This is a genomic window from Kaistella sp. (genome assembly GCF_032060305.1).
Lineage (GTDB): Bacteria > Bacteroidota > Bacteroidia > Flavobacteriales > Weeksellaceae > Kaistella > Kaistella yananensis.
The window spans coordinates 1-22,029 of sequence record NZ_DAMBHK010000018.1 but is presented as its reverse complement, the minus strand read 5'-3'; the positions used below and the strand labels follow the sequence as shown (position 1 = coordinate 22,029).

The window sequence follows — 22,029 nt, the reverse complement described above, 5'->3', positions numbered from 1 at the left end:
CCAATGAAATACTGTGCTTTTCTCCGCGGTGTCAATGTAAACGGAACTTCCATGAAAATGGCGGAAGTGATGAACGTGTTTACTGACGCTGGAATGAAGGAGGTAAGTAGCGTTTTGGCTTCCGGAAATATTCTCTTTTCATCAGATAAAAAACCTTCGGAGCTGAAGAACATTTTGGAGAAATCAATGTCAGAGTATTTCGATTATGAAGCTTTTCTTTTCCTAAAAAACGAGAACGAAATTTCAGAAATTGTAAATAATAATCCTTTTACCAAAGCCGAAGATCTTCATATTTATGCGTTTGTAGGAATTGAAGATGTTGAAACTCTTTTGATAGAAGAATTTTCGAAATCGGATAAGGCAGAAAACGAAAATGCCCAAATTGTTGCAGATACATTTTACTGGCAAATTCAAAAAGGAAATACTTTAGGTTCGACTTTCGGGAAAGTTTTAGGAAAAAAGAAATTGAAAGACAAAATCACTTCCCGAAACATCAATACTTTCGAAAGAATTCTTAAAAAATTATAAAGTTGCTGTAATTTATACTTTAAACGGGTTATTGCCCGTTTTTTCTTTTTCGCTCCGCAAATCCATTGCTCCGAAACTGCAAAAAATTTCCGTATTTTTGTTAAATTAAAATTTGAATAAATATGATTCAATACTTAGAAAACATTCAGCATAAAGATTCCAAAAACTTCTTCCTTATCGCCGGTCCGTGCATTATCGAAGGTGAAGATATGGCGCTGAGAATCGCTGAAAAAGTAGTAGAACTTACCACTAAATATGAAATTCCTTATATCTTCAAAGGAAGTTTCAAAAAAGCAAACCGCAGCCGGGTAGATTCTTTCACCACGATCGGTGAAGAAAAATCTCTGGAAATCCTGAAGAAAGTTGGCGAGACTTTCAATATTCCTACCACTACTGATATTCACGAAAACGAACATGCGGGTTTAGCTGCAAATTATGTAGATGTTTTACAGATTCCGGCTTTTTTGGTTCGCCAAACCGATTTGTTGGTCGCCGCTGCAAAAACAAATAAATGTGTTACGCTGAAAAAAGGGCAGTTTCTATCCCCAGAATCCATGAAATTTGCGGTAGAAAAAGTGACAGATTCCGGAAACCCTAAAACCGCCATCATCGAACGTGGTAATTCTTTCGGTTACACCGATCTGGTAGTCGATTTCAGAGGAATTCCTACGATGCAGAATTATGCGCCGGTAATTTTGGATGTAACCCATTCGCTGCAGCAGCCCAACCAAAATTCAGGTGTTACAGGCGGCCGCCCGGAACTAATTGAAACCATTGCAAAAGCAGGAATCGCTGTAGGTGCAGACGGACTTTTCATTGAAACGCATCCTGATCCAAGTTGCGCACTTTCAGATGGGGCAAATATGCTTAAACTTGATAAACTTGAAGATTTACTGCAAAAATTAACAAGAGTTCGGCAAGCCATTATTTAATTTTGTTATCTTTAAAAACCTAAATTTCCTGCATTGAAAAAAACACTTTTACTCCTTGCATTTGCGCCTATTTTTGCGTTTTCGCAAATCAGTCTGAAGGTTTTAGATGAAAACGGCGCTCCGGTTTCTCAGGCCAACGTATCTTATAACAACCAGAATTTTCTTACCGATATAAATGGGTTTGTAAAGATTCCGATTGCAGATACAGAGCAGGTTCTTGCTGTTCAGAAAGAAAATTTCAGAAACTTTTCCAAAACGGTTAAAACAACGCCTAAAGTTCAAAATATCAATGTTCTGTTTGTAAATGCTGAGAGAGAAACACAGATTCAAGAAGTGGTTTTTCAGAAAAAAGGAAAACCCAAAGTAACAGATTTAACTTCTATAGAAATTTCTGCAAAAGAGGCGCAGCAGGTGGCTTCACTTTCAGGTGGGGTTGAGGGACTCATCAAAACTTTGCCCTCGGTAAACTCGAATACCGAACTTTCATCTCAATATATGGTTCGCGGTGGAAACTATGATGAAAATCTTATTTACATCAATGATATTGAAATTTACCGCCCGTTTCTTATCCGGAATTCCCTTCAGGAAGGGATGAGCATCATTAATCCCGACATGGTGCAGGCAATTAATTTTTCTGCCGGAGGTTTTGAAGCAAAATATGGTGATAAAATGTCTTCAGCCCTGAATATTTATTACAGACAACCTACAAAATTTGAAGTTTCGGGAGAGGCAAGTTTAATTGGAGGCAGGCTTTCAACGGGATTTGCAAGCAAGAATAAAAAGCTTTCTGCCTTGTTTTCCGGGAGATACAGAAATACAAATCTTGTTCTGAATACTTTGAATGAAGATACCGATTTCAATCCTCAGTACATGGATTTTCAGTCGTATATCAATTATAAACTAAACGATAAGTGGGATTTTTCTTTTATCGGTTACTGGAGTAAAAACGATTACGAAATGGTTCCTAAAGTAAAGGAAGTGGATTTCGGAAGTTTGCAGACGCCTTTAAAACTGAGCGTTTTCTACAACGGAAAAGAAGACGATCAGTATAAAAATATGATGGGTACAGCATCCATCAATTTCAAACCCAATAAAAAGTGGACTTTCACGCTCGATAATTTTGCGTACCAAAACCGCGAGCGAGAATATTACACCATTGCCTCTGCCTACTTGCTGCAGACTTTTGACCCGATTACGGGAGCTCCTATAACCTCTTACGATGTTGGTGGGCAAATCGATCATGCAAGAAACGATTTATTGGTAAAAACCTACGGTTCACAACTGAAAACACGTTTTTCACCTGATGTAAACACCGATTTCGAGGTAGGTTTAAAATTCGAAAAAGAAAACCTGAAAGACTTCACTAATGAATGGCAGCTTGTAGATTCTTTGGGTTACAGCACGCCGAGAGATTATACCAATCCTGGTGTTCTGGATCCTTCGCAGCTTCGTTTGCGTTATAATATCGCAGGTGCAAATCATATTGAGCCTACAAGACTTTCAGGATATGCACAGTTTTCAAAGAAATTTTACTGGGGTGAAAACAGGGTTTTCCTGAATGCAGGAGTTCGTGCTTCTCACTGGGATTTTAATGATGAAACCATCATTTCTCCAAGAGCACAGTTTGCCATAAAACCCAACTGGGATATGGATATGCTCTTTAAAATTTCCGGAGGGATTTATTACCAGTCGCCATTTTATAAAGAAATCAAGGATCTGGACGGAAACTTTAATTCCAATATTAAATCCCAGCGTTCCATGCAGGTCATTTTATCCAATGATTACGAGTTCCGCATGGTTGACAGACCTTTCAAACTAACGACTGAGGCTTATTACAAGAAAATGGATAATTTAATCCCATATTATTTGGATAATGTGAGAATCCGTTATTCCGGTGAAAACAATGCAGAAGGATATGCCTATGGACTCGATACCCGTTTGTTTGGTGAATTTGTTCCGGGTGTGGATTCTTGGATTTCTGCAAGTTACGCCCGGGTTTACGAAAATATTGAGGGAAAAGGAAATATCCCAAGACCTACAGATCCGCGGTTCAGGTTTTCGATGTTTTATCAGGATTATATGCCGAAATTCCCATCAATGCGGGTAAATCTAACATTAACTTATGCCAACGGACTACCTTCAGGAACACCAATTTCTTTAGATGAAAACGGAAAGCCTGATTTCGAAGCTCCCTACAGATACCAAAGGACTTTACCTTCTTATAAAAGAGTTGACATCGGTTTATCTAAAGTTTTCATTGATCAAAAAGACAATAAAGTTAACTCGGGATTCTGGAGCAATTTCAATGAACTGGTTTTAGGTGTTCAGATTTTCAATGCATTTAATATCAGCAATACGGTTGCAAACCAGTGGGTGAATGATGTTTCTACAGGTTACAACTATCCGGTTCCGGTACGGTTAACAGGCAGATTCTTCAACGTAAAACTTGAATTTAAGCTTTAAAAAAGAATTTTAAAACATAAAAAATCCCGAGACTGAAACAGTTTCGGGATTTTATTTTTATTCTGTATCACTGTTATAATTCACCGTGGCGTACAAATCCAATCTGCGGTCTGTCATTGTCCGCACAGCGCCATAATGATGCAGTTCTTTCAGTAGATTCAGATCTACATCTACAATCAGTGTGGTTTCTGTATTCGCGGTAGCTTCACCTTTAATGGCATTAGACGGAAAAGCAAAATCCGAAGGCGTAAAAACCGCCGCCTGGCCGAACTGGATGTCCATATTATTTACACCCGGCAAATTCCCGACACACCCGGCGATTGCAACATAGCATTCATTTTCTATAGCTCTTGCCGCCGCGCAGTGACGAACTCGGGTGTATGCATTTTGGGTATCGGTTAAATAAGGAACAAATAAAATTTTCATCCCCTGATCTGCTAAAATCCTTGGCAGTTCCGGAAATTCCACATCATAACAGATAACCAATCCCACTTTTCCACAATCGGTGTCGATGACTTTGATCTCGTTGCCGCCTTTCATTCCGTAATATTTTTTCTCATTGGGTGTGATGTGAATTTTTCTGTGTTCATCAATTTTTCCGTCACGGTGAAGCAGGTAGCTGATATTGTAAAGTTCACCATCTTCTACAATTGGCATACTTCCGCCAACAATATTGATGTTGTAACCGATGGCAAATTCCGAAAGTTTCTGTTTGATTTCTTCTGTTAACTCAGCGAGTTTGAACATACTTTCACGTTCCGACAGATGATTGAAAGGAGCAAGTAAAGGCGTGTTGAAAAGTTCCGGGAACATGATGAAATCCGATTTATAATCTGCCATCACATTCACGAAAAACTCTACCTGCTCAAAAAACGCATCCAGATTTTTAAAATGCCTCATCTGCCACTGAACCAAACCCAGACGAATGACAGAATCCTGCATTGTATTGGGCTTTTTGCTGTAATAAATGTTGTTCCATTGAAGCAACACCGCGTTTTGTTCAGAATGCTGATCTTCCGGTAAATAATTTTTGAGAATTCTTACCGGCAAAAAATTATTGGCGAGCTGAAAGCTTAACACCGGATCATAAATTTCTTTATTTCTTACTTTCTGGATATAGGCTCTTGGCGAAAGTTCCGAACTGTACAGGTGATAATTCGGGATTCTGCCGCCCACCATTATCGATTTTAAATTTAAGGTTTCGCACAGTTCTTTCCTTACATCATAAAGTCTTCTGGCAAGGCGAAGTTTTCTGAATTCGGGATCTACAAAAACTTCAATTCCGTACAAAACATTTCCGGTTTCCGAATGGGTGTTAAAAGTGTAATTTCCTGTGATTTCTTTGTATGTATGATCATCGCCATACAGCTCGTACTGTACGATGAGTGATAGTGCAACCGCCGCAATTTTGCCATCCACAGTAATGCAAATCTGTCCGTCACGGAAAATCCGGATCAGCTTTTGGATGCTTTTTTTAGACCAAATATTTTCCGACATTGCCGGATAGGCTTTCTGCATGGTTTCTTTAAGCTCATCATAATCTTCAATGGCCAGTTTTCTGATGTCTATCTGCATATATTTTATGTTTTTGAATTAAAATTTTCTGATCAAACAATTAGTCCGGACGAATGGTCGGCAGTGCTTCCCGTTGCAGAGCAAAGTACATTGATTTCGTTATTCATCCTCAAAGCTCCCATGAATGCGAAAATAAGCGCTTCTTTGAAATCGATGAGTTCAGGTGCAGGGATTTTTATTTCCGTTGATGATTTGGTTTTAATACGCTCAATTAAATAAGTGTTGTACGTACCGCCACCTGTAAACAAAACGTTTTTAAACTGATAATGATTAAAAACCTGAGCAATTTGCCCGGATGCATGTTCGGTGAATGTTGCCAGAATATTCTCCGGCGTTTCATTTTCCAGCAAAGGAATGACGTTTTTGTTTACCCATTCGATTCCTAAAGATTTGGGATGATTTTCTTTGTAAAACGGAAGAGCATTTAAAGATTTTAAAATCATTTCGTTTACTTTACCGTTTCTTGCAATATTTCCGTTGTCATCGTAATTTTTCCCGAGTACAGCGGCGTATTTGTTGAGAACAATATTTACCGGGCAAATATCAAAGGCGATTCTTTCTCCCTCTTGTTTGGTAGAAATATTCGAAAATCCGCCAATATTAAGGCAAGCGTCGAATTCAGAAAAAAGCAGTTCATCACCAATCGGTACGAGCGGCGCGCCGTTGCCTCCCATAAGCACATCCTGGCTACGGAAATCGTACACTGTTGGAATATTATTTAAAATCTTAATTGCCCTTCCATCACCAATCTGTAAAGTAAATTTGCGTTGTGGCTGATGGAAAACTGTGTGACCGTGAGATGCAATTAAATCGATTTCCGTCAATGAATTTTTGGAGATAAATTCCTTTACTTTTTGACCAAGATAGAAGCCATAATCAGCATTCCGGGCCAATAATTCATCAGGTTTTAAGAGAATTGCACTGTTCAGTTTTTCTGCCCAATCAGAAGTATAGGGAAGTGTCTCAGCATGAAGAATACTGTAGTTCCATTCGGAATTAAGGTGCTGAAATTTGGCAAAACAAATATCAAGTCCATCGAGGCTTGTTCCCGACATTAACCCGATTGCATGAAAGGTCATAAGAAAAGATTTTTTCGAATTTACGAAAATTATCTTCCTTTTTCGGGGATTTTTTTTGCGTTAATGTTGCCGGAATTGTTGTAGAAGGTATATTCGGAGAAATCGTCCTTGGCTTTCATACCGTTTGCGCCTACAAGTGTGGAGCCATCTTTATCGGTAACATATACTGTATCCGAAGTATAAATCAGTCTTTTATTCTGATCCCAAAATACCGACTGCATTGCGAACATCTGATTTTCGTTCGTAGTTATTCTTACATTTCCTTTGGCCTCGTAAAACTTCTTTTTTTCATTGAATTTGGCAAAATTCGCTTTTATTTTTCCGGGCTCTTTCGGTTTTTTCTTGTCGTAAAAAAGAATATTGATTCCTTTTCTTGCTACAATATAGGGCGAGTCAATAAATTCGAATTTCTCGATAAGTGGTGCGGTAGCACGTAATTTAATCATTCCCGAATCACGCTGCACAATATTGGCGTTGTTGATGATCTGCGAAGGGAAGTTGGTATTGTTGTTTTTATTAATCGCCGTTAAATCTTCATCACAGGAAATTAAACCAAAAAATATAGCACAACCCAGTAGGGCGGCTATATTTTTATAGAATATTTTAAGAAGAAAATTCATTTCTTAATCATAAAGACGTTTATTAAACCATTTATCGGCGAAATTTAGTCCGATTCTCAGGTTTACAAAATTCTGGCGAATCATATTATTTTCCAGCGTTCCTCTTTTTCCGATTTCTAAACCAAGGTCTATACCACTCATTCTGGCTGCACTTCGGTTTTCGAAAGGCAAACTAACACCTCCTGTTATAGCAAACTGATTGATATTGGTTCCGTTGAATGATAGATTTCCTTTTTCGTAATAAGCTCCGTAACGGTAAGTTACTCTCGAGAAATAATTTCTGAAGTTATTGAAGTTTGGCAGATACCAACCTCCGGCTGCAATTCTGTAAGAATTTTGGTTCGTGAAAGGCTGTCCTAAAAACTGAATCGTTTCTCCCTTTTTATAGTCAACCTGCGTTCCAACAAACCATTTCGCATCGCGACCATAACCGGCACCGAAAGAAAATTCCATTGGAATAAGGTTTTTATCTGTACTGAAATCCTCGTCAATAATGCTAATATTTTCTTTTTGATTTCCTGTACTGTAATAATAGGTGCTGTTGGTATAATTGGTTTCCATTTCACCGGTGTTCCCGAAGGTGTAAGTTGCCCCTAACGTAAGTTTTCTGTCGGTACCAAATTTTTTCTGATACGCAGATCCCAGTGTGAAATTGAAGGTTTTAATCTTATTTTTGGTTTCGTACCCATTAATCAACTCCGCGTTGGAATAGGTGAGTTCATTAATATCATATAAATTTCCAAAATAGAAATTTGTTCTGAATCCTAAACCAAGTTCGGGAGAAATCTGATAAGATAATGCGGCCTGAACCGTACTTAATGTACCCTCACCACGGAAGATATTTGCCCTTTTAACCTCATCCGCCAAATCTTCCTGAATAAGGACCGAATATTTTTTGGAACTGTAAGGCTGGTAACCCATTCCAAATTTTACTTTTGGCGATAAAGGGAAAGCAATGGCAATATTAGAGAGATAAGAAGAATGTTTGGTAACATTCGAATTGTCGTAATCGGATTTGAAAAAATTATTTTCGTTGGTTCCCTCAACTTTTATGGTGGTAAGTTCTAAATTTTTATTTGCACCAGGATTGGCAAAATTAAAATTATTATTGAAATCCCAGATATAAGCAGTAGAAATGCCACCCATCGCATTCACATCAGTGGTGTTATCGTATTTCACATCCCCGATTCCGAAGGCAGCGTAAGGAGAATTACCAATCGTTTGAGCATTCAGGAAAAATCCTGCTGCTGCGAGTGGTAATACAAAAAATCTTTTCATTCTCTATTTTTAAAAATAATGCGCAAATATCTTAAATAATACTGAATTGAGGAAATTTACTTTGGTTAAAGTTTGTTAAGGGGTACTACTGGCAACGATACAGAAATTCAGTTCATTGAAATATTTGGTGAAGAACCTCATTACGGTAAAAATATTTCTTCAAGACCAATGTTTTAATACAGCCCGGCAGTCGGGATGTGAATCAAAATTTTTTATCTTTGAAAAATGAATTGGGAACAGATCGTAGGCCAGGAAAACCTTAAAAAACTCCTGAGAGACAGCATTGCAAGCAACAGGGTAAGTCATGCTCAGCTTTTCATCGGCAAAGAAGGATACGGAACTTTGCCACTTGCAATGGCTTTTGCAAAGGAAATTTTCAGAAAAGAAAACGAACACTCATCCTCAAAGGTAGAACATCTTAATCATTTGGATTTACATTTCAGTTTTCCTGTGTTTAAAGAAAAAAGCAGCGGACTTTCCGATAATTTCCTTGAAAGTTTCAGGGAAATGATTCTTGCCAATCCTTACTCAAACAATGAAGACTGGACGAAAATTCTGGAGTCCGAGAACAAGCAACTGACTATTTATGCAGATGAAGTTGATGAACTGAACAAAAAATTCGCGCTGAAAAGTTTTGAAGGCGGAAGCAAAATCCTTATCGTTTGGCAGGCAGATAAGATGAATGTTTCTGCAGCCAACAAATTCCTGAAGTTTCTGGAAGAACCACCAAAAGACACGTTGATTATTTTAACGGCCGAAAACATCGATTTTATTTTACCCACAATTCTATCGAGAACCCAGTTGGTTGAAATTCCCAGAATTGAAGATCCGGACATCGAGAATTTCCTGAAAAACAATTACAAAATTGAAGAGGAAAAGTTGAAAGAAACAGTGTTTCAGGCTCAGGGAGACTGGAACATTGCGCAGAAAATTCTTCTTTCAGAAAATGGTGATACCGAATTCGAAGAGCTTTTCGTGATGTGGGTTAGGGAGGCATTTCAGGTGAAAAAGAAACCTGAGTTTTTGAAAAACATCGTTTTTTGGGGACGTAATATTGCAGGCTGGAACCGCGAAAAGCAGAAAAGTTTTCTGGATTACTGTTCCGAAATGTTTCGCCTCGCTCTTCTTCAGAATTATGGAAACGAAACTTTGGTTTACAAAAAAATAGATTCCGGAGGCTTTAAATGGGAAAGTTTTTCCCGATTTATTCACGGTGCCAATATTGAAGCGATTCTCACCGAAATTTCTGATGCAGACTATCATCTGGAACGTAACGCCAACTCTAAACTGGTCTGGACGGATTTAGGGATAAAACTTTCGCGATATATCCACAAAACTCCTTAGTACTACATTTAAAATTCGGAAATATGTAATGAATAAAGCAGAGTAAATTTCTCTGCTTTATCATAAAAACACATTGAGAAATAATAAAATTCTCATCCAAATAAAAACATCATTCCCAGTCCGGCATTTCTGCATTTGTGAATAAAGTGGTTCTCGTAATATCCTGTAAAGTAATTTTTAAAACATTTTTCACAGATATACCGTCATTTGAAGTGTTTGTGAAAATTACCTCCGCATCGTTAGGAGAAAATCGTGGATCTACATCATTGCTGCCATCGGGTTTTTCGCTTTGCTCAGAAATATCGAGTATTGTATCGGTCTGCATATTATAAATAAAAAGGTGGGTATTGAGCTGTCTGTAATTATCATCCTGATGTCCAGAAACATCGTAAGTGTAAAGTAATAGGTTACCGTCTACTGAAAAGTTTAGGCCACCCGCTGCACCAGGAACGTTTTCGAGAATTGTTTTAATTGTATTTCCAAGCAAATCAATTATAAAGATTTTTACATTATAGCCGTTGGGATCATTTGTTTTTAAGGCAATTTTACTTCCGTCATAACTCCATTCACATTCGGTAATAAAACTTCCGTCTGGTGTGGTGTAAACAAGTTCGAGCCCGCTGCCATCTTTATTTATTCTGTAAAGTTTAGAAAAACTAGGGTACACAAATTCTTTTCCATTAGTCCTCCAGGAATAATCGAGTTCAGTATTGCTAAACCCTGCTACCGGAATTGCCGTTACTTTAAAAACTTCTGATCCATCAGGCTTCGTCGTGAATATATGGGTGTTTCCACCTTCAGTACGTAAAAAAGAAATAAGGCCCGCATTGTTATTCTTTCGAGGCCGCCAACTATTGAATGCAGCATCGGTTAAGTTATAGTTTGCGCCGTTCTCGTCACTGGAAATAATGATAAGATTTCCGTTCTCTTTCCTTACAAAATGATATCTGTTTTGCGGCACCTTGTTGGTTGTAAATTTAAATACAGCACTATACACATCACTATGGATTCCATCATTCACGGCGACCTGCCAAAAATAACTTACACCATATTTCAGATCTTTAAGTGTGTACGTGGTTTCCTTCAAATCATTTATTTCAATTACATTAGTATTTAAATTATTCTTTACGATCAGTTTGTACTTCAGAACATCCAGCGAATCCGGATCTGTTGATTTCCAAGATAACTGAACGGTAAGAGGCTGATCCTGGGCGTTATCTGAAGGACTCAAAAGTTCAGGAATGGAAGGAGCTGTATTTAATGATTCATCATCATCCATTTCGAATGCCAGGGTTACAAGCTGACCGCTGTTCTTAAGATTCGCAGACTGAAAATTGTTGAGATATCCCGAAATCTCTGCTTTCACCGAATAATCACCGATAGGTACGTCTGTAATTTCAAAACTCCCATCTGCTCCCGTAAAAACAGTATTTGTAGATGGGGAAGTAGTAATTTTTGCGTTTTTTAAAGGATCGTTGGTTCCTCTTCGAACTACTTTACCTTTAATGGTGCCGGTCTGTACCTGATCTACTATTTCTTCTTTGCATGAAAACATAGTGAGTGAAAATAAACTGATGAGTATAACTGTATATAACGCTTTCATAATTTATTAGTTTTATTTATTACCGAAATAGTAATTAAGACCAAGACCGATTCTCATAATATTATCGTTCTGTTTTCCACTGACCAAACCATCCAGTTTATCACGGAATCCATAATCATACTGATAGTACAGTCTTGTTGAAAAATTATCACTGATAATATAATCTATACCTCCGCCCAGATTAGCTTTATAAAATGGTTTATATTCCGAAAACAAAGCTCCTACACCCGCATAAACAAACGGCGTAAACTTGAACTGAGGAAAGAACATATACTGTAAATTGAGTTCCGGTCCCACAAAGTTTCTGTTGAGTACTGCAGTATTTTTAATTTTAATATTGTTTATGCTGGCCTCAAGACTGAAATTATCGTTTAAGGCCATGCTGATGCCAATTTTACTGCCCAATTTATTTTCGGCATTTTTATAGTCTCCGTTAATTTGCTGACTTTCTACAGATGCAGAAACTGATATTGCTTTTCTTATTGAATTTTTCACCTTATTTCCCAACAGCCTTTGATTATTGAGTTCGTTTTCTGCGGTGTAAGTGCTTATCAAATGATTTACGGCAGGATCTTTTTTATCAACAGCATTCCCCCAAATATCATTCTGTACCCCTTCAATAATCAGGGTTTTTACCGCTTTTTCAATGGCTTCAGTTACTGCAAGCTGTATGGGTTCGTTTTGTGTAAATCCCACTTCGGATTCTAGCAGTCGTTCCGTATCTATATATTTAAAAAAATTACCGCTAACTCCTGTGGAAAGTATATTTTTGGAGACATACACCGTTTTAAGAATTTTACCGTTTAAAGTTGATACTGCTCTCAGATAAACTGTAATCCTGTCCTGTCTGTATTGTGTAGATCCGCCAATTCCGAAGTACCGCGCTCCAATACCGCCTGTCATTACATTACTGTCGTAAGAAATAATTCCGCCTTCAAGCAAAACGCCGGCAAAAAGCAGTGGAGGGAGCGTCTGTACGTTTTTATCACTTTCTTTTGAATATTCCTGGCGGGTGGAGCGTATGATTTGTCTTTCATTGAGAAGATTTGCGATATTTTCTCTTTCGATGGGAATAAACCATTTGCTGTCTTCCAAAGCTTTTATAAGAATTGTTGTAGTGCCCTGTGGAACGGCTGTACTCCAGTTATTTCCCATCTCCGAAGGTTTATACTGGCCTGTTTGGTCTCTGAATTTATAAACTCCGACTACGATTTTTTCCTTAGGCGGTGGAATCTGCTTTAACTCGGAAGTTAAATTGGTTACTTCTCCCAGCGTAGATTTTTCTCCATTTGCAGGTAAGTTAAAAATTGTACTGCAACTTTGAAGAGAGAAAAAAAGCAGGAAAAACAAAATATTGTTCCTTACAGAATGGGTAATTATTTTCATAGCGGTATTTTATCTTGGAATAATGATTTGAGATTGCTCACCAGTCTGGGTATCGAGAATATTGATAACCAAACCTTGTGATGCCTCCGAAACATCAAGAAAAAGAGAACCGAACATGTATTTTCCTGGTGCAATGCCTCCGTTTCCGAATTTGTCATCGATAAGTTTTCCTGTAAGCTGACTTAGAAGTTGGCGGTTCAGGCTTTGTGTGAAGCTGTCCATCGAGTTGAAATCATCCAGTAAATTGCCAAATTTATTATCACCGTCATCAAACTGATTTTGGGCATTTGCAGAGCTGAGTAACCACTGGTAATTGAATGTATCACCGCCAAAAGCCGGATTAATGGGTTTATAAACTATTTGTTGCGCAGATATGCCTGAAACAGCAAAAAATAGAAGTATGATTACATAATTTTTCATGGCTGGCTTTTTTAGTATCTGAATTCATTTCTAATCAAACTTTTTTTTCTGTTGTAATCCAGAATTATTTTTACACTTAAAGTTGCCTGTTCCGTAAGATAATCTTCACTTGGATTTGCAATAAAGCTGTATAAGGTTCTATCTTCTAACCCTATAGAAATCTGGCTTCCCCTTCCCATAGTCGGCGTTTCATCGATGGTAATTACACTGCTTATTTTCTCCGGCAATTTCGAATATTCAAGGTAAAAAAGGTCGTAGAAATCTTTACCTGCTTTTGTCTTGGTTTGATCTATAGTAATACCTTTTAATTCAAAAATTTCATTTTCATTGATATTCGTGATTTTATCCTTAAACATATTAGCGTTAATCTCTAAACTGTCTTTAGATACAGGCTTGTCAGTTTCCTCTTCTTTTATGAATAAAAAAACCTTTAATGCATCATTTTTTTGAATGTTAACACTCATCTGACTGAGGGTTTTGGTTTCATCCGGTTTTAATGTGAACTTGCCTGACTGCTTGTTGTTCGAAAGATTACCGGATTTACTTTTTTTTATAGAAACAAAAAGATAGTTAAGTTCTCGATAGGCGGTTGTGTGGTTACTTGCTGTAGCCTTTAGTGTTAGTTGTCCTTCAATAAAATTACTTTCGATTTTTGATGATATTTCACTTTTTTCCTGTTGTGCTTTTATTTGTTGAATAGAACACACAAGAAGAAAAAAAAATATAGGTGTTAGAATTTTCATCTTTAAGAATTAATAGTTTCTCATGTATATCGTCATATTATCTCCCTTTACATGTAACTGCATTTTCTCAGAAATACTGTTGCTTCCTACCACATCAATAATATTATTATTTCCCTGTGTCGTAATAACAGCGCTTGCACGTGTCTTTTCGAAAACATTATTGAAATTAATATAATTGTAATCACCTAATTGTAAGGCTGAGAGATTGGTGTTGCTGTTGGCATATATTTCCGCAAAATTGTGAGTGCCATATTGCACAGTTGTAACCTCATAGTTTTTAGGCGAAATAGAGTTATCCTGTATTTGGGCAACAATAGCCATAGCATTCTTGCTGTTGATATTCTCAAAAGAAAACTGTTGACCTGTTACAACTAAAATGCACATCAGCAGATTTACAGACAATATTTTTGCTAAAGTATTCATGGTTAGGAAGATAAAATTAGTTATTACCCGTGATTTAAATATCCCTGCTATTTGTTAGTTTTATTTATAACAGTTTTCAGGTAGTGCTAAGGGTTATTTAACCCGTAACTTTTAACGTTAAAAAGTTACGGAAAGAAAATAGGGGAACCTGATGATTCCCCTATAATTAAGAATGTAGACAAATTAGTTAGATTGTAAACTAACCAGTGTATTACTGTTTCCGATTTGAGTTCCTAAATGTAAATGATTATTACCGGATTGTCCAACAAATGTATAGTTGTCATTACCTAGCTGTAAATCCATTGCGGTGTTGTCATTTCCACTTTGCCATTGGAACAGCGTATTATCATTTCCCACTTGCATTCCCATGTTGGTATTGTCGTTACCCACTTGCCATGAATCTGCATAATTATTATCACCTAGCTGTAAATGAGTCGCATTGTTATCGTTACCATCTTGTGTTTGCCAAATATAATTGTCTGATCCCAATTGTGTTGCAGCAGCGTCATTTCGGTTGCCCCACTGTTCTTGTCTTACTACATTGTCAAAACCTACCTGAAGCGACGTGGCTGTATTTCTGTTACCGATTTGCTCTTGGTCTGAAAGGTTACCCATACCCAACTGTATTGTACTGGCATCATTTCGATTACCATCCTGGTATTGATAAGCTTCATTAAATGCACCGGATTGATCAGATGAAACGGTGTTCCTATTCCCAATTTGCATTTGTTCAGTATAATTCAATAGACCTAGCTGTGAAGTTGAGGCCGAGTTTCTGTTACCGTGCTGCTCAACATCATTAATGTTCATAATTCCTACTTGGTCAACATCTATATTGTTTCTGTTACCATCACTCAACGCAAAATTCATGTTACCTGCTCCCACCTGATCAATGGTAGCAATGTTACGGTTTCCGTCTTGGGTAAGTAAATTAAGGTTTACTAAACCTGTTTGGGTAACATAGCCCTCATTTAAATTCCCTACTTGGGTTGATACATCAATATTCCCTTGAGAATATCCGAATCCGAAAGTCATAAGTGTAATAACACTTGCAAATAATTTTTTCATGGTTAAAAAATTTTATTGGTTAGTTTGTGAGACAAATGTAGAATGATTAGAAAATAAAAAAATCACCTATTCAAATGAAAATTAAAATATCACCATAAACAATGATTTGTGAGGTGATTACACCTATTACATTTATATCTTTAATATATCAAATTAATAATACCAGTTAAAAAACCAGGAAACTTTTTTGGTTTATTAGTTTCCATCGTTGTATATTTGCAGCAAAATTATCATCAATGGATAAAAAATTTCTGGAAAAAGTAGTGGAGCTCTTCATCGATAACGGTGCAAAGACGCTTACTATGGATGATATTGCAAAAGAGTTCGGAATGTCGAAAAAAACGCTTTATCAGAAGTATGCAAATAAAGAAGCACTTTTGGAAGATGTACTCGCATTTAAACTCGAAGAAGTCATCGTAAAACTTAATGAACTCGATGTTCAGGTAGAAAATGCGGTAGAACGTATGTTCTGTCGTGATGAACATATTGAAAGGGCGGTACAGTCTAATAATTCGCTTCTTATTCGGCAACTTATCAAATATTATCCTGCCATTTTCAACAAACATATGATGGATTTCGCTGAAAAATTTTCGGAAGTAATGGTTCATAATATTGAAAGAGGCCGCCAACAGGGCTATTACCGTGAAGATTTCAATGCAACCATTTATGCGAAATTATTCTTTCAGCTTGCAATGTCCTACGACAGCTCACCGTTCCTGGACACCTCAATAATTGACAGAACCGAATACAACAACGAAGCATTTATGTTTTACATGAACGCAATTACAACCGAAAAAGGAAAAGAACAATTAAAAAAATATAACAATTTAAAATAATGAAGAAGATAATTTTAAGTTTCATCCTGTGTGGAGGCCTCGTCTTTGGTCAGGAAACTAAAGTGCTCACCCTTCCTGAAGCCATTTCCTACGCACTGCAGCATAAAGCAGAGGCTGAGAAAGCAAGGCTGAACATACGGAAAGGAGACGCACAGATTGCCGAAGTAAAGGCCAATGCTTATCCGAATATAAGTTTCAACAGCAGTACGGCATACAATCCGCTATTACAGGAAACGGTTTTGCCAGGCGAAATGTTTGGCGCTCCGGGACAGCAGGTAAAAGTTTCTTTCGGACAGAAGTGGACCTCCAGCAACATGGTACAGCTTACCCAAAACCTTTTTAACCAATCGGTTTTTGTAGGATTGAAAGCGGCAAAATCTACAAAAGAATTTTACCTTATTAATGCCCAGCTTACTGAAGAACAGATTATCGAAAAAGTGGCAAACGCCTATTTTCAGGTTTATCAGGCAGATCAAATGCTTAAGAATGCCGAAAGCAACCTCTCAATCACGAACCAAACCATTAAAATCATTAAAGGTTTATACGATGCAGGCTTAGCCAGAAAGATCGATTACGACAGGGTAGTGGTTGCAAGAAATAATGTGAGTTCAGGAGTTCAGCAACTTGAAAACACTGTGGATCTTACAGAAAATGCTTTGAAATTTATGATTGGGATGCCCATGTCCCAGGAAATTACGTTGCCTGAACAGACTTTTGAACCTGCATTACTTCCGGACCGAACAGCCGATTTATCAGAAAGAACCGAAATCAAACTCATGAATAAGCAGCTAGAACTGCTCGAATGGCAAAAAAAAGCTTCTGAAGCCGAATTTTATCCTACCGCAGCCCTCAGCGCTAATTACGGATTTCTTGGGCAAGGACAAAAAATGCCTTTGTGGAACGGCAAAGACGATGGCGTTTATTGGTCGGATATGGCATCCATTGCGCTCAATATCCGAGTTCCTATTTTCAACGGTTTCGCGACAAAATCAAGGGTTGAACTGAACAAAATTGAAATTGAAAAAGCCCAGGCAGATTTAAGAGAAACACAACTTGGATTAGATCTTGAACATAAAAATGCGATTACTAATCTGGAGAATAACATGACCATGATCGGCATGCAGGAAGAAAACGTAAAGCTGGCCGAAAACGTGCTCTCCAATACAAGAAGCAATTACCAGCACGGTCTCGCTACACTTAATGATATTTTGGATGCGGAGCGCGATCTCACCGAAGCAAAAAATAATCTTACAAAAGCAAAACTCGATTACAAACTTGCAGAAATCGACCTGCTGAAATCTCAAGGTAAACTAAAAACTTTAAACGATATTAATTAATAAACTATGAAAAAAAATACCATCATTACAATATTGGCCATCCTCGGGATTGGTGTGGCTTTTTTCTTTATCCTTCAGCGCAACAAAAAAAGTAACGAAGAGAAAGTGGCTGTTGTAGCAGAGAAAAACAAGGACGTAGCAGTGCGTACCGCCATTGTAAAAACCGAAGATGTAAGCGGAGAATTTTCTGTGAACGGAACTTTTCTTCCAAACCGCCAGGCGCAGATCTCCGCAGAAATGGGCGGGCAGCTTATCGCTCTTTACGTTAAAGAAGGAAGTTATGTAAGAGCCGGACAAAGTATCGGAAGACTTGCCGGTGAAAAACTGAATGTTAATGTTTCAGGTGCAAAAGCAAATCTGGATAATGCAATTATGGCCCTAAACCGTTATGAACAGGCTTATAAAACCGGTGGAGTTACTGCTTTGCAGCTCGATCAGGCAAGACTTCAGGTTAAAAACGCCAGAACTCAGTTACAGTCTGCAAACCTTCAATCGGGCGATACCAATGTAATTTCAAAAGTAAGTGGAATCGTAAACCAGAAATTTGTAGAAGTTGGAACTGTTGTTGGTGCCGGAACTCCTATTGTTGAAGTTGTAGATATTTCATCGGTTAAACTTAGGGTAGATGTAGATCAATCTATGGTCAGCCAGCTTTCAGTAGGAAATACAGTAAAAGTTCAGCCTGATGTTATTGAAGGAGCGATTGACGGAAGAATCACATTTATTGCACCATCAGCTTCCGGCGCATTAAAATTCCCGGTAGAAATTACAGTACCGAACAGTTTTAATAAACTGAAAGCAGGAATGTACGGAACCGCAGTATTCAACAGAAGTGGTGCAACCAACGTACTTACCATTCCACGTGATGCTTTTGTGGGAAGTGTAAGTGATAATCAGGTGTTTGTTGTAAGAAACAATATCGCCTATCTCACAAAGATTAAAGGAGGTGTAAACTACGGCGACCGTGTAGAAGTTATCAGTGGTTTGAAGGCTGGTGACGAAGTTGTAACCAGCGGCCAGATTAACCTGACAGATAAAACTCCTATCCGTAAACTTAAGTAATAATCGGTAAAAATAAATAAATGAAATTAGCAGAAGTATCGATTAAGAGACCCAGTTTGGTCATCGTAATGCTCGCATTACTGATCATTGGTGGGCTCTTCAGTTATACCCAGCTCAATTACGAGCTTATTCCAAAATTCGAAGTAAAGGTAGTAACCGTAGCCACAGTATATCCCGGTGCATCGCCGGCGGAGGTAGAAAATACAGTTTCCCGAAAAATAGAAGACGCGGTTTCGGCTTTGGAAGGCGTAAAGAAAATTCAGTCCAAATCATACGAAAGTCTTTCCGTTGTTATCATTCAGTTTAATAATGATGCCGATGTGGATTTTGCTTTGAATGAAGCCCAGCGAAAAATTAACGCAATCCGTTCCGATCTTCCAGAAGACATCGATGAACCTTCGCTTACCCAGTTCTCACTTTCGGATATGCCGATCGTAAGAATGGGTGTAACCGGTAATTTGACTGAGAATGAACTCTACGAACTCATTGACCAAAGAATTCAGCCTGAATTTTCTAGAATTCCCGGCGTATCAAAAGTAGACATCATCGGTGGACAGGAACGCGAGATCCGCATCAACCTTAATCAGGAAAAACTTGAAGGTTACGGACTTACCATTCCCGAAGTTCAGCAGATGATCACCATGTCAAACCTCGATTTCCCTACGGGAAGTTTGAAGACCCGTGAAAACAGCACACTCATCCGTCTGGCAGGGAAAATTTCATCAGTTGAAGAACTCAGAAATCTTACCATTTCTTCAAAAAATGGTCAGAACATCCGCCTTTCCGACATTGCTGAAGTTCAGGATACGCAGAAGGTAGCAGATAAAATTGCCCGTATCAATCAGGAAAATACCATGATGCTCCAGGTACAGAAGCAGACTGATGCCAATGCGGTAGAGGTAAGTGAACTGGTGCAGATGAAAATCGCTCAGATTCAAGAACAGTACAAAGACCGTAACATCAAAATTGCAATAGCCAGTGATACTTCCATATTTACCCTTGAAGCGGCGAATGCTGTAATCAAAGATTTATTGATTGCTATTGGGCTTGTGGCGTTTGTAATGATGTTCTTCTTACACAGTTTCAGAAACGCGCTTATTGTAATGGTGGCGATTCCAACATCGCTTATTGCGACATTTATTGGGATGTATATTCTGGGTTACAGTTTGAACCTTATGAGTTTGCTTGGGCTTTCCCTTGTGGTAGGTATTCTTGTGGATGACGCGATTGTAGTTATCGAGAATATTCACCGCCACATGGAGATGGGCAAGAATAAAGTGCGTGCATCTTACGACGGAGCAAAAGAAATTGGTTTTACCGTTACTGCGATTACCTTGGTAATTGTAGTGGTATTTCTTCCGATCGCGATGAGTTCTGGTTTGGTTTCAGATATTATTTCCCAGTTCTGTGTTACGGTGATTATCGCAACATTGCTTTCATTGTTAGTGTCTTTTACGGTTGTACCTTGGCTTTTCTCACGTTATGGAAAGCTGGAAGTTATTGACAATAAATCTTTCTTTGGTAAAATACTTGAAAAATTCGAGGACGGACTTACCTGGTTTACCCACAAAATTGAAGGAATCCTGAAATGGAGTTTAGTAAACAAACTGAAAACTTTTGGTATTACCGTTATTTTATTTGTTAGTGCAATTGCATTGGCAGTAATGGGTTACATCGGTTCCGATTTCTTCCCGGGAACTGATAAAGGAGAATTCCTCGTACAGATTGAAATGCCGAAAGATACATCTCTTGAAGAAACCAACTTTATCACGCAGGATGCAGAAAAATATCTTGCGCAAAAACCTGAAATCGTAAAGATGATTACCTCGGTAGGTCAGGTGAGTGGAGGTATGGGCGCAATGCAGTCTACCAACTATAAATCTGAAATCAGTCTTGAATTGGTGCCTAAATCTGAAAGAGAAGATGATACCAAAGTATATGCTGCCAAGCTGAAACGTGAACTTGAAAAAGTATTGGTGGGTGCCAAAGTAACCACGGTACCGGTTGGATTTATGGGAGCTGAACAGGCTCCGCTCCAAATGACGGTAACCGGAACCACCCTGGAAGACGCAATGTCTTATGCAAAAACTGCCGAAGCGCAACTGCATAAAATTGACGGTGCCTCTGAAATAAAACTGAGTGTAGAAGAAGGAAATCCGGAAATCTCAGTTACGGTAGACCGTGATAAGATGACATCTCTTGGGTTGAATGTTGCTACAGTAGGACAAACGCTGCGAACCGCTTTCAGTGGAAATACCGACAATAAATTCCGTACCGGAAATAATGAATATGATATCAATATCATCCTGGATGAAGCCAACCGTACAAGTATTGATGACGTGCGGAATATCAACTTTGTTAATAAAGATGGTTTCAGAATTCAGTTATCGCAGTTTGCAGACATCAACTTTACTTCCGGCCCGGCGTTGCTTGAGCGTTACGACCGTTCACCTTCAGTTACCGTTCAGGCACAGACTGTAGGAAAAACAACCGGAGCCGTAGCTGCCGAATGGGAAGCAAAAATGGCTGAAGTTAAAAAACCTGCCGGTGTAAACTGGGTTTGGGGCGGTAATATGGAGAACCAAAGCGAAGGTTTCGGAACGTTGGGAGTAGCTTTACTGGCTGCGATTATGCTTGTTTACATGATTATGGTGGTACTTTACGATGACTTTCTGAAACCGTTTATCGTACTGTTCTCAATTCCGTTATCATTTATCGGAGCACTTTGGGCACTGGCATTAACCAACCAGAGTTTAAATATCTTTACGATCCTTGGTATTATTATGCTAATCGGTCTTGTAGCGAAGAACGCGATCTTACTCGTAGACTTTGCCAACCACAGACTCGATAAAGGCGAAACCATTGAGAACGCACTGATTCAGGCGAACCATGCAAGGTTAAGACCGATTCTTATGACAACCATTGCGATGGTTTTCGGTATGCTTCCAATTGCGTTGGCTTCCGGTGCTGCTGCGGAAATGAATAATGGTCTGGCGATTGTTATTATCGGTGGTCTAATTTCGTCGCTTTTCCTTACGCTGATCATTGTACCTGTGGTATATCTGATCGTTGTAAAACTGGAATACCGTTTCTCTAAAAAGGAAAAAACAAACTACGAAGAAGAAATGGTGGCTGATTACGAGCACATCCATCCAGAACAGGAAATTGATTTTTAATCAACAACTTTTCTAAATAAAAAAATCCCTGAAGTTATTTCAGGGATTTTTTTATTATTTAAATATTTAATTATATCGCAGCATTGATTTTTCTTTGAGATAGACTCAAAAACCTGTAAACAAGCAAAGCTGCTGAAACAGTTAGACCAAGACCAA

At 38.3% G+C, this 22,029-nt stretch carries 18 protein-coding genes; 8 read left to right on the top strand and 10 right to left on the bottom strand.

Annotated elements, in window-relative coordinates:
• Positions 1-3 precede the first annotated feature (3 nt).
• The 3 genes from V5N63_RS04200 to V5N63_RS04190 all read left to right on the top strand — a co-directional run bounded on the left by V5N63_RS04200 (position 4) and on the right by V5N63_RS04190 (position 3,923).
• Positions 4-528 (top strand): DUF1697 domain-containing protein, encoded by a 525-nt coding sequence (locus tag V5N63_RS04200; RefSeq protein ID WP_332032935.1) that lies wholly within the window; start codon positions 4-6, stop codon positions 526-528.
• A gap of 122 nt (positions 529-650) precedes the next feature.
• Complete coding sequence (gene kdsA / locus V5N63_RS04195; RefSeq protein ID WP_332020131.1) at positions 651-1,460, top strand: 3-deoxy-8-phosphooctulonate synthase; 810 nt, start codon at positions 651-653, stop codon at positions 1,458-1,460.
• A gap of 285 nt (positions 1,461-1,745) precedes the next feature.
• Positions 1,746-3,923 (top strand): TonB-dependent receptor plug domain-containing protein, encoded by a 2,178-nt coding sequence (locus tag V5N63_RS04190; protein ID WP_332032945.1) that lies wholly within the window; start codon positions 1,746-1,748, stop codon positions 3,921-3,923.
• A gap of 57 nt (positions 3,924-3,980) precedes the next feature.
• Here V5N63_RS04190 and V5N63_RS04185 read toward each other — a convergent pair whose 3' ends face one another.
• From V5N63_RS04185 to V5N63_RS04170, 4 genes are read right to left on the bottom strand one after another with little or no spacing between them, the layout of a single operon-like run.
• Positions 3,981-5,498 (bottom strand): carbon-nitrogen hydrolase family protein, encoded by a 1,518-nt coding sequence (locus V5N63_RS04185; RefSeq protein ID WP_088469144.1) that lies wholly within the window; start codon positions 5,496-5,498, stop codon positions 3,981-3,983.
• A gap of 32 nt (positions 5,499-5,530) precedes the next feature.
• On the bottom strand, positions 5,531-6,577 hold the full coding sequence (locus tag V5N63_RS04180; protein ID WP_332032934.1) for an anhydro-N-acetylmuramic acid kinase: 1,047 nt from the start codon (positions 6,575-6,577) through the stop codon (positions 5,531-5,533).
• Positions 6,578-6,606: 29 nt separating this feature from the next.
• The gene (gene lptC / locus V5N63_RS04175; protein WP_088469146.1) at positions 6,607-7,197 is read right to left on the bottom strand and encodes an LPS export ABC transporter periplasmic protein LptC; all 591 of its coding nucleotides are present in this window, start codon (positions 7,195-7,197) and stop codon (positions 6,607-6,609) included.
• Positions 7,198-7,200: 3 nt separating this feature from the next.
• On the bottom strand, positions 7,201-8,475 hold the full coding sequence (locus tag V5N63_RS04170) for a hypothetical protein (RefSeq protein WP_332018982.1): 1,275 nt from the start codon (positions 8,473-8,475) through the stop codon (positions 7,201-7,203).
• 225 nt (positions 8,476-8,700) lie between these two features.
• Between V5N63_RS04170 and V5N63_RS04165 the strand changes: the two genes are divergently transcribed.
• A complete protein-coding gene (locus tag V5N63_RS04165; protein ID WP_332032933.1) occupies positions 8,701-9,819 on the top strand; it encodes a DNA polymerase III subunit in 1,119 nt (372 codons plus the stop codon).
• Between the two features lie 109 nt (positions 9,820-9,928).
• Here the strand turns inward: V5N63_RS04165 and V5N63_RS04160 are convergent, their stop codons facing one another.
• The 6 genes from V5N63_RS04160 to V5N63_RS04135 all read right to left on the bottom strand — a co-directional run bounded on the left by V5N63_RS04160 (position 9,929) and on the right by V5N63_RS04135 (position 15,462).
• Positions 9,929-11,422 carry a carboxypeptidase regulatory-like domain-containing protein gene (locus tag V5N63_RS04160; protein ID WP_332032932.1) on the bottom strand — a complete coding sequence of 498 codons (1,494 nt, stop codon included), beginning with the start codon at positions 11,420-11,422 and terminating at the stop codon, positions 9,929-9,931.
• Between the two features lie 12 nt (positions 11,423-11,434).
• Positions 11,435-12,808 carry a CsgG/HfaB family protein gene (locus V5N63_RS04155; protein ID WP_332032931.1) on the bottom strand — a complete coding sequence of 458 codons (1,374 nt, stop codon included), beginning with the start codon at positions 12,806-12,808 and terminating at the stop codon, positions 11,435-11,437.
• Between the two features lie 9 nt (positions 12,809-12,817).
• Positions 12,818-13,228, bottom strand: a complete 411-nt coding sequence (locus tag V5N63_RS04150; protein ID WP_088469151.1) for a curli production assembly/transport component CsgF — start codon at positions 13,226-13,228, stop codon at positions 12,818-12,820.
• An 11-nt stretch (positions 13,229-13,239) separates the two neighbouring features.
• Positions 13,240-13,971, bottom strand: a complete 732-nt coding sequence (csgH, locus tag V5N63_RS04145; RefSeq protein WP_332032930.1) for a curli-like amyloid fiber formation chaperone CsgH — start codon at positions 13,969-13,971, stop codon at positions 13,240-13,242.
• A gap of 9 nt (positions 13,972-13,980) precedes the next feature.
• Positions 13,981-14,355, bottom strand: coding sequence for a hypothetical protein (locus V5N63_RS04140; RefSeq protein ID WP_332032929.1), 375 nt, complete (start codon positions 14,353-14,355; stop codon positions 13,981-13,983).
• A gap of 222 nt (positions 14,356-14,577) precedes the next feature.
• Positions 14,578-15,462 carry a hypothetical protein gene (locus tag V5N63_RS04135; protein WP_332032928.1) on the bottom strand — a complete coding sequence of 295 codons (885 nt, stop codon included), beginning with the start codon at positions 15,460-15,462 and terminating at the stop codon, positions 14,578-14,580.
• Between the two features lie 236 nt (positions 15,463-15,698).
• Between V5N63_RS04135 and V5N63_RS04130 the strand changes: the two genes are divergently transcribed.
• The 4 genes from V5N63_RS04130 to V5N63_RS04115 are packed head-to-tail and all read left to right on the top strand — an operon-like array spanning position 15,699 to position 21,873.
• Complete coding sequence (locus V5N63_RS04130; protein WP_088469154.1) at positions 15,699-16,298, top strand: TetR/AcrR family transcriptional regulator; 600 nt, start codon at positions 15,699-15,701, stop codon at positions 16,296-16,298.
• Positions 16,298-17,635, top strand: a complete 1,338-nt coding sequence (locus V5N63_RS04125; RefSeq protein ID WP_088469155.1) for a TolC family protein — start codon at positions 16,298-16,300, stop codon at positions 17,633-17,635. Before V5N63_RS04130 ends, V5N63_RS04125 begins: the two co-directional genes overlap by 1 nt.
• 6 nt (positions 17,636-17,641) lie before the next feature.
• Entirely contained in the window at positions 17,642-18,697 is a 1,056-nt protein-coding gene (locus V5N63_RS04120) for an efflux RND transporter periplasmic adaptor subunit (RefSeq protein WP_332032927.1), read from the top strand.
• 20 nt (positions 18,698-18,717) lie between these two features.
• Positions 18,718-21,873, top strand: a complete 3,156-nt coding sequence (locus V5N63_RS04115) for an efflux RND transporter permease subunit (RefSeq protein WP_332032926.1) — start codon at positions 18,718-18,720, stop codon at positions 21,871-21,873.
• Positions 21,874-22,029 lie beyond the last annotated feature (156 nt).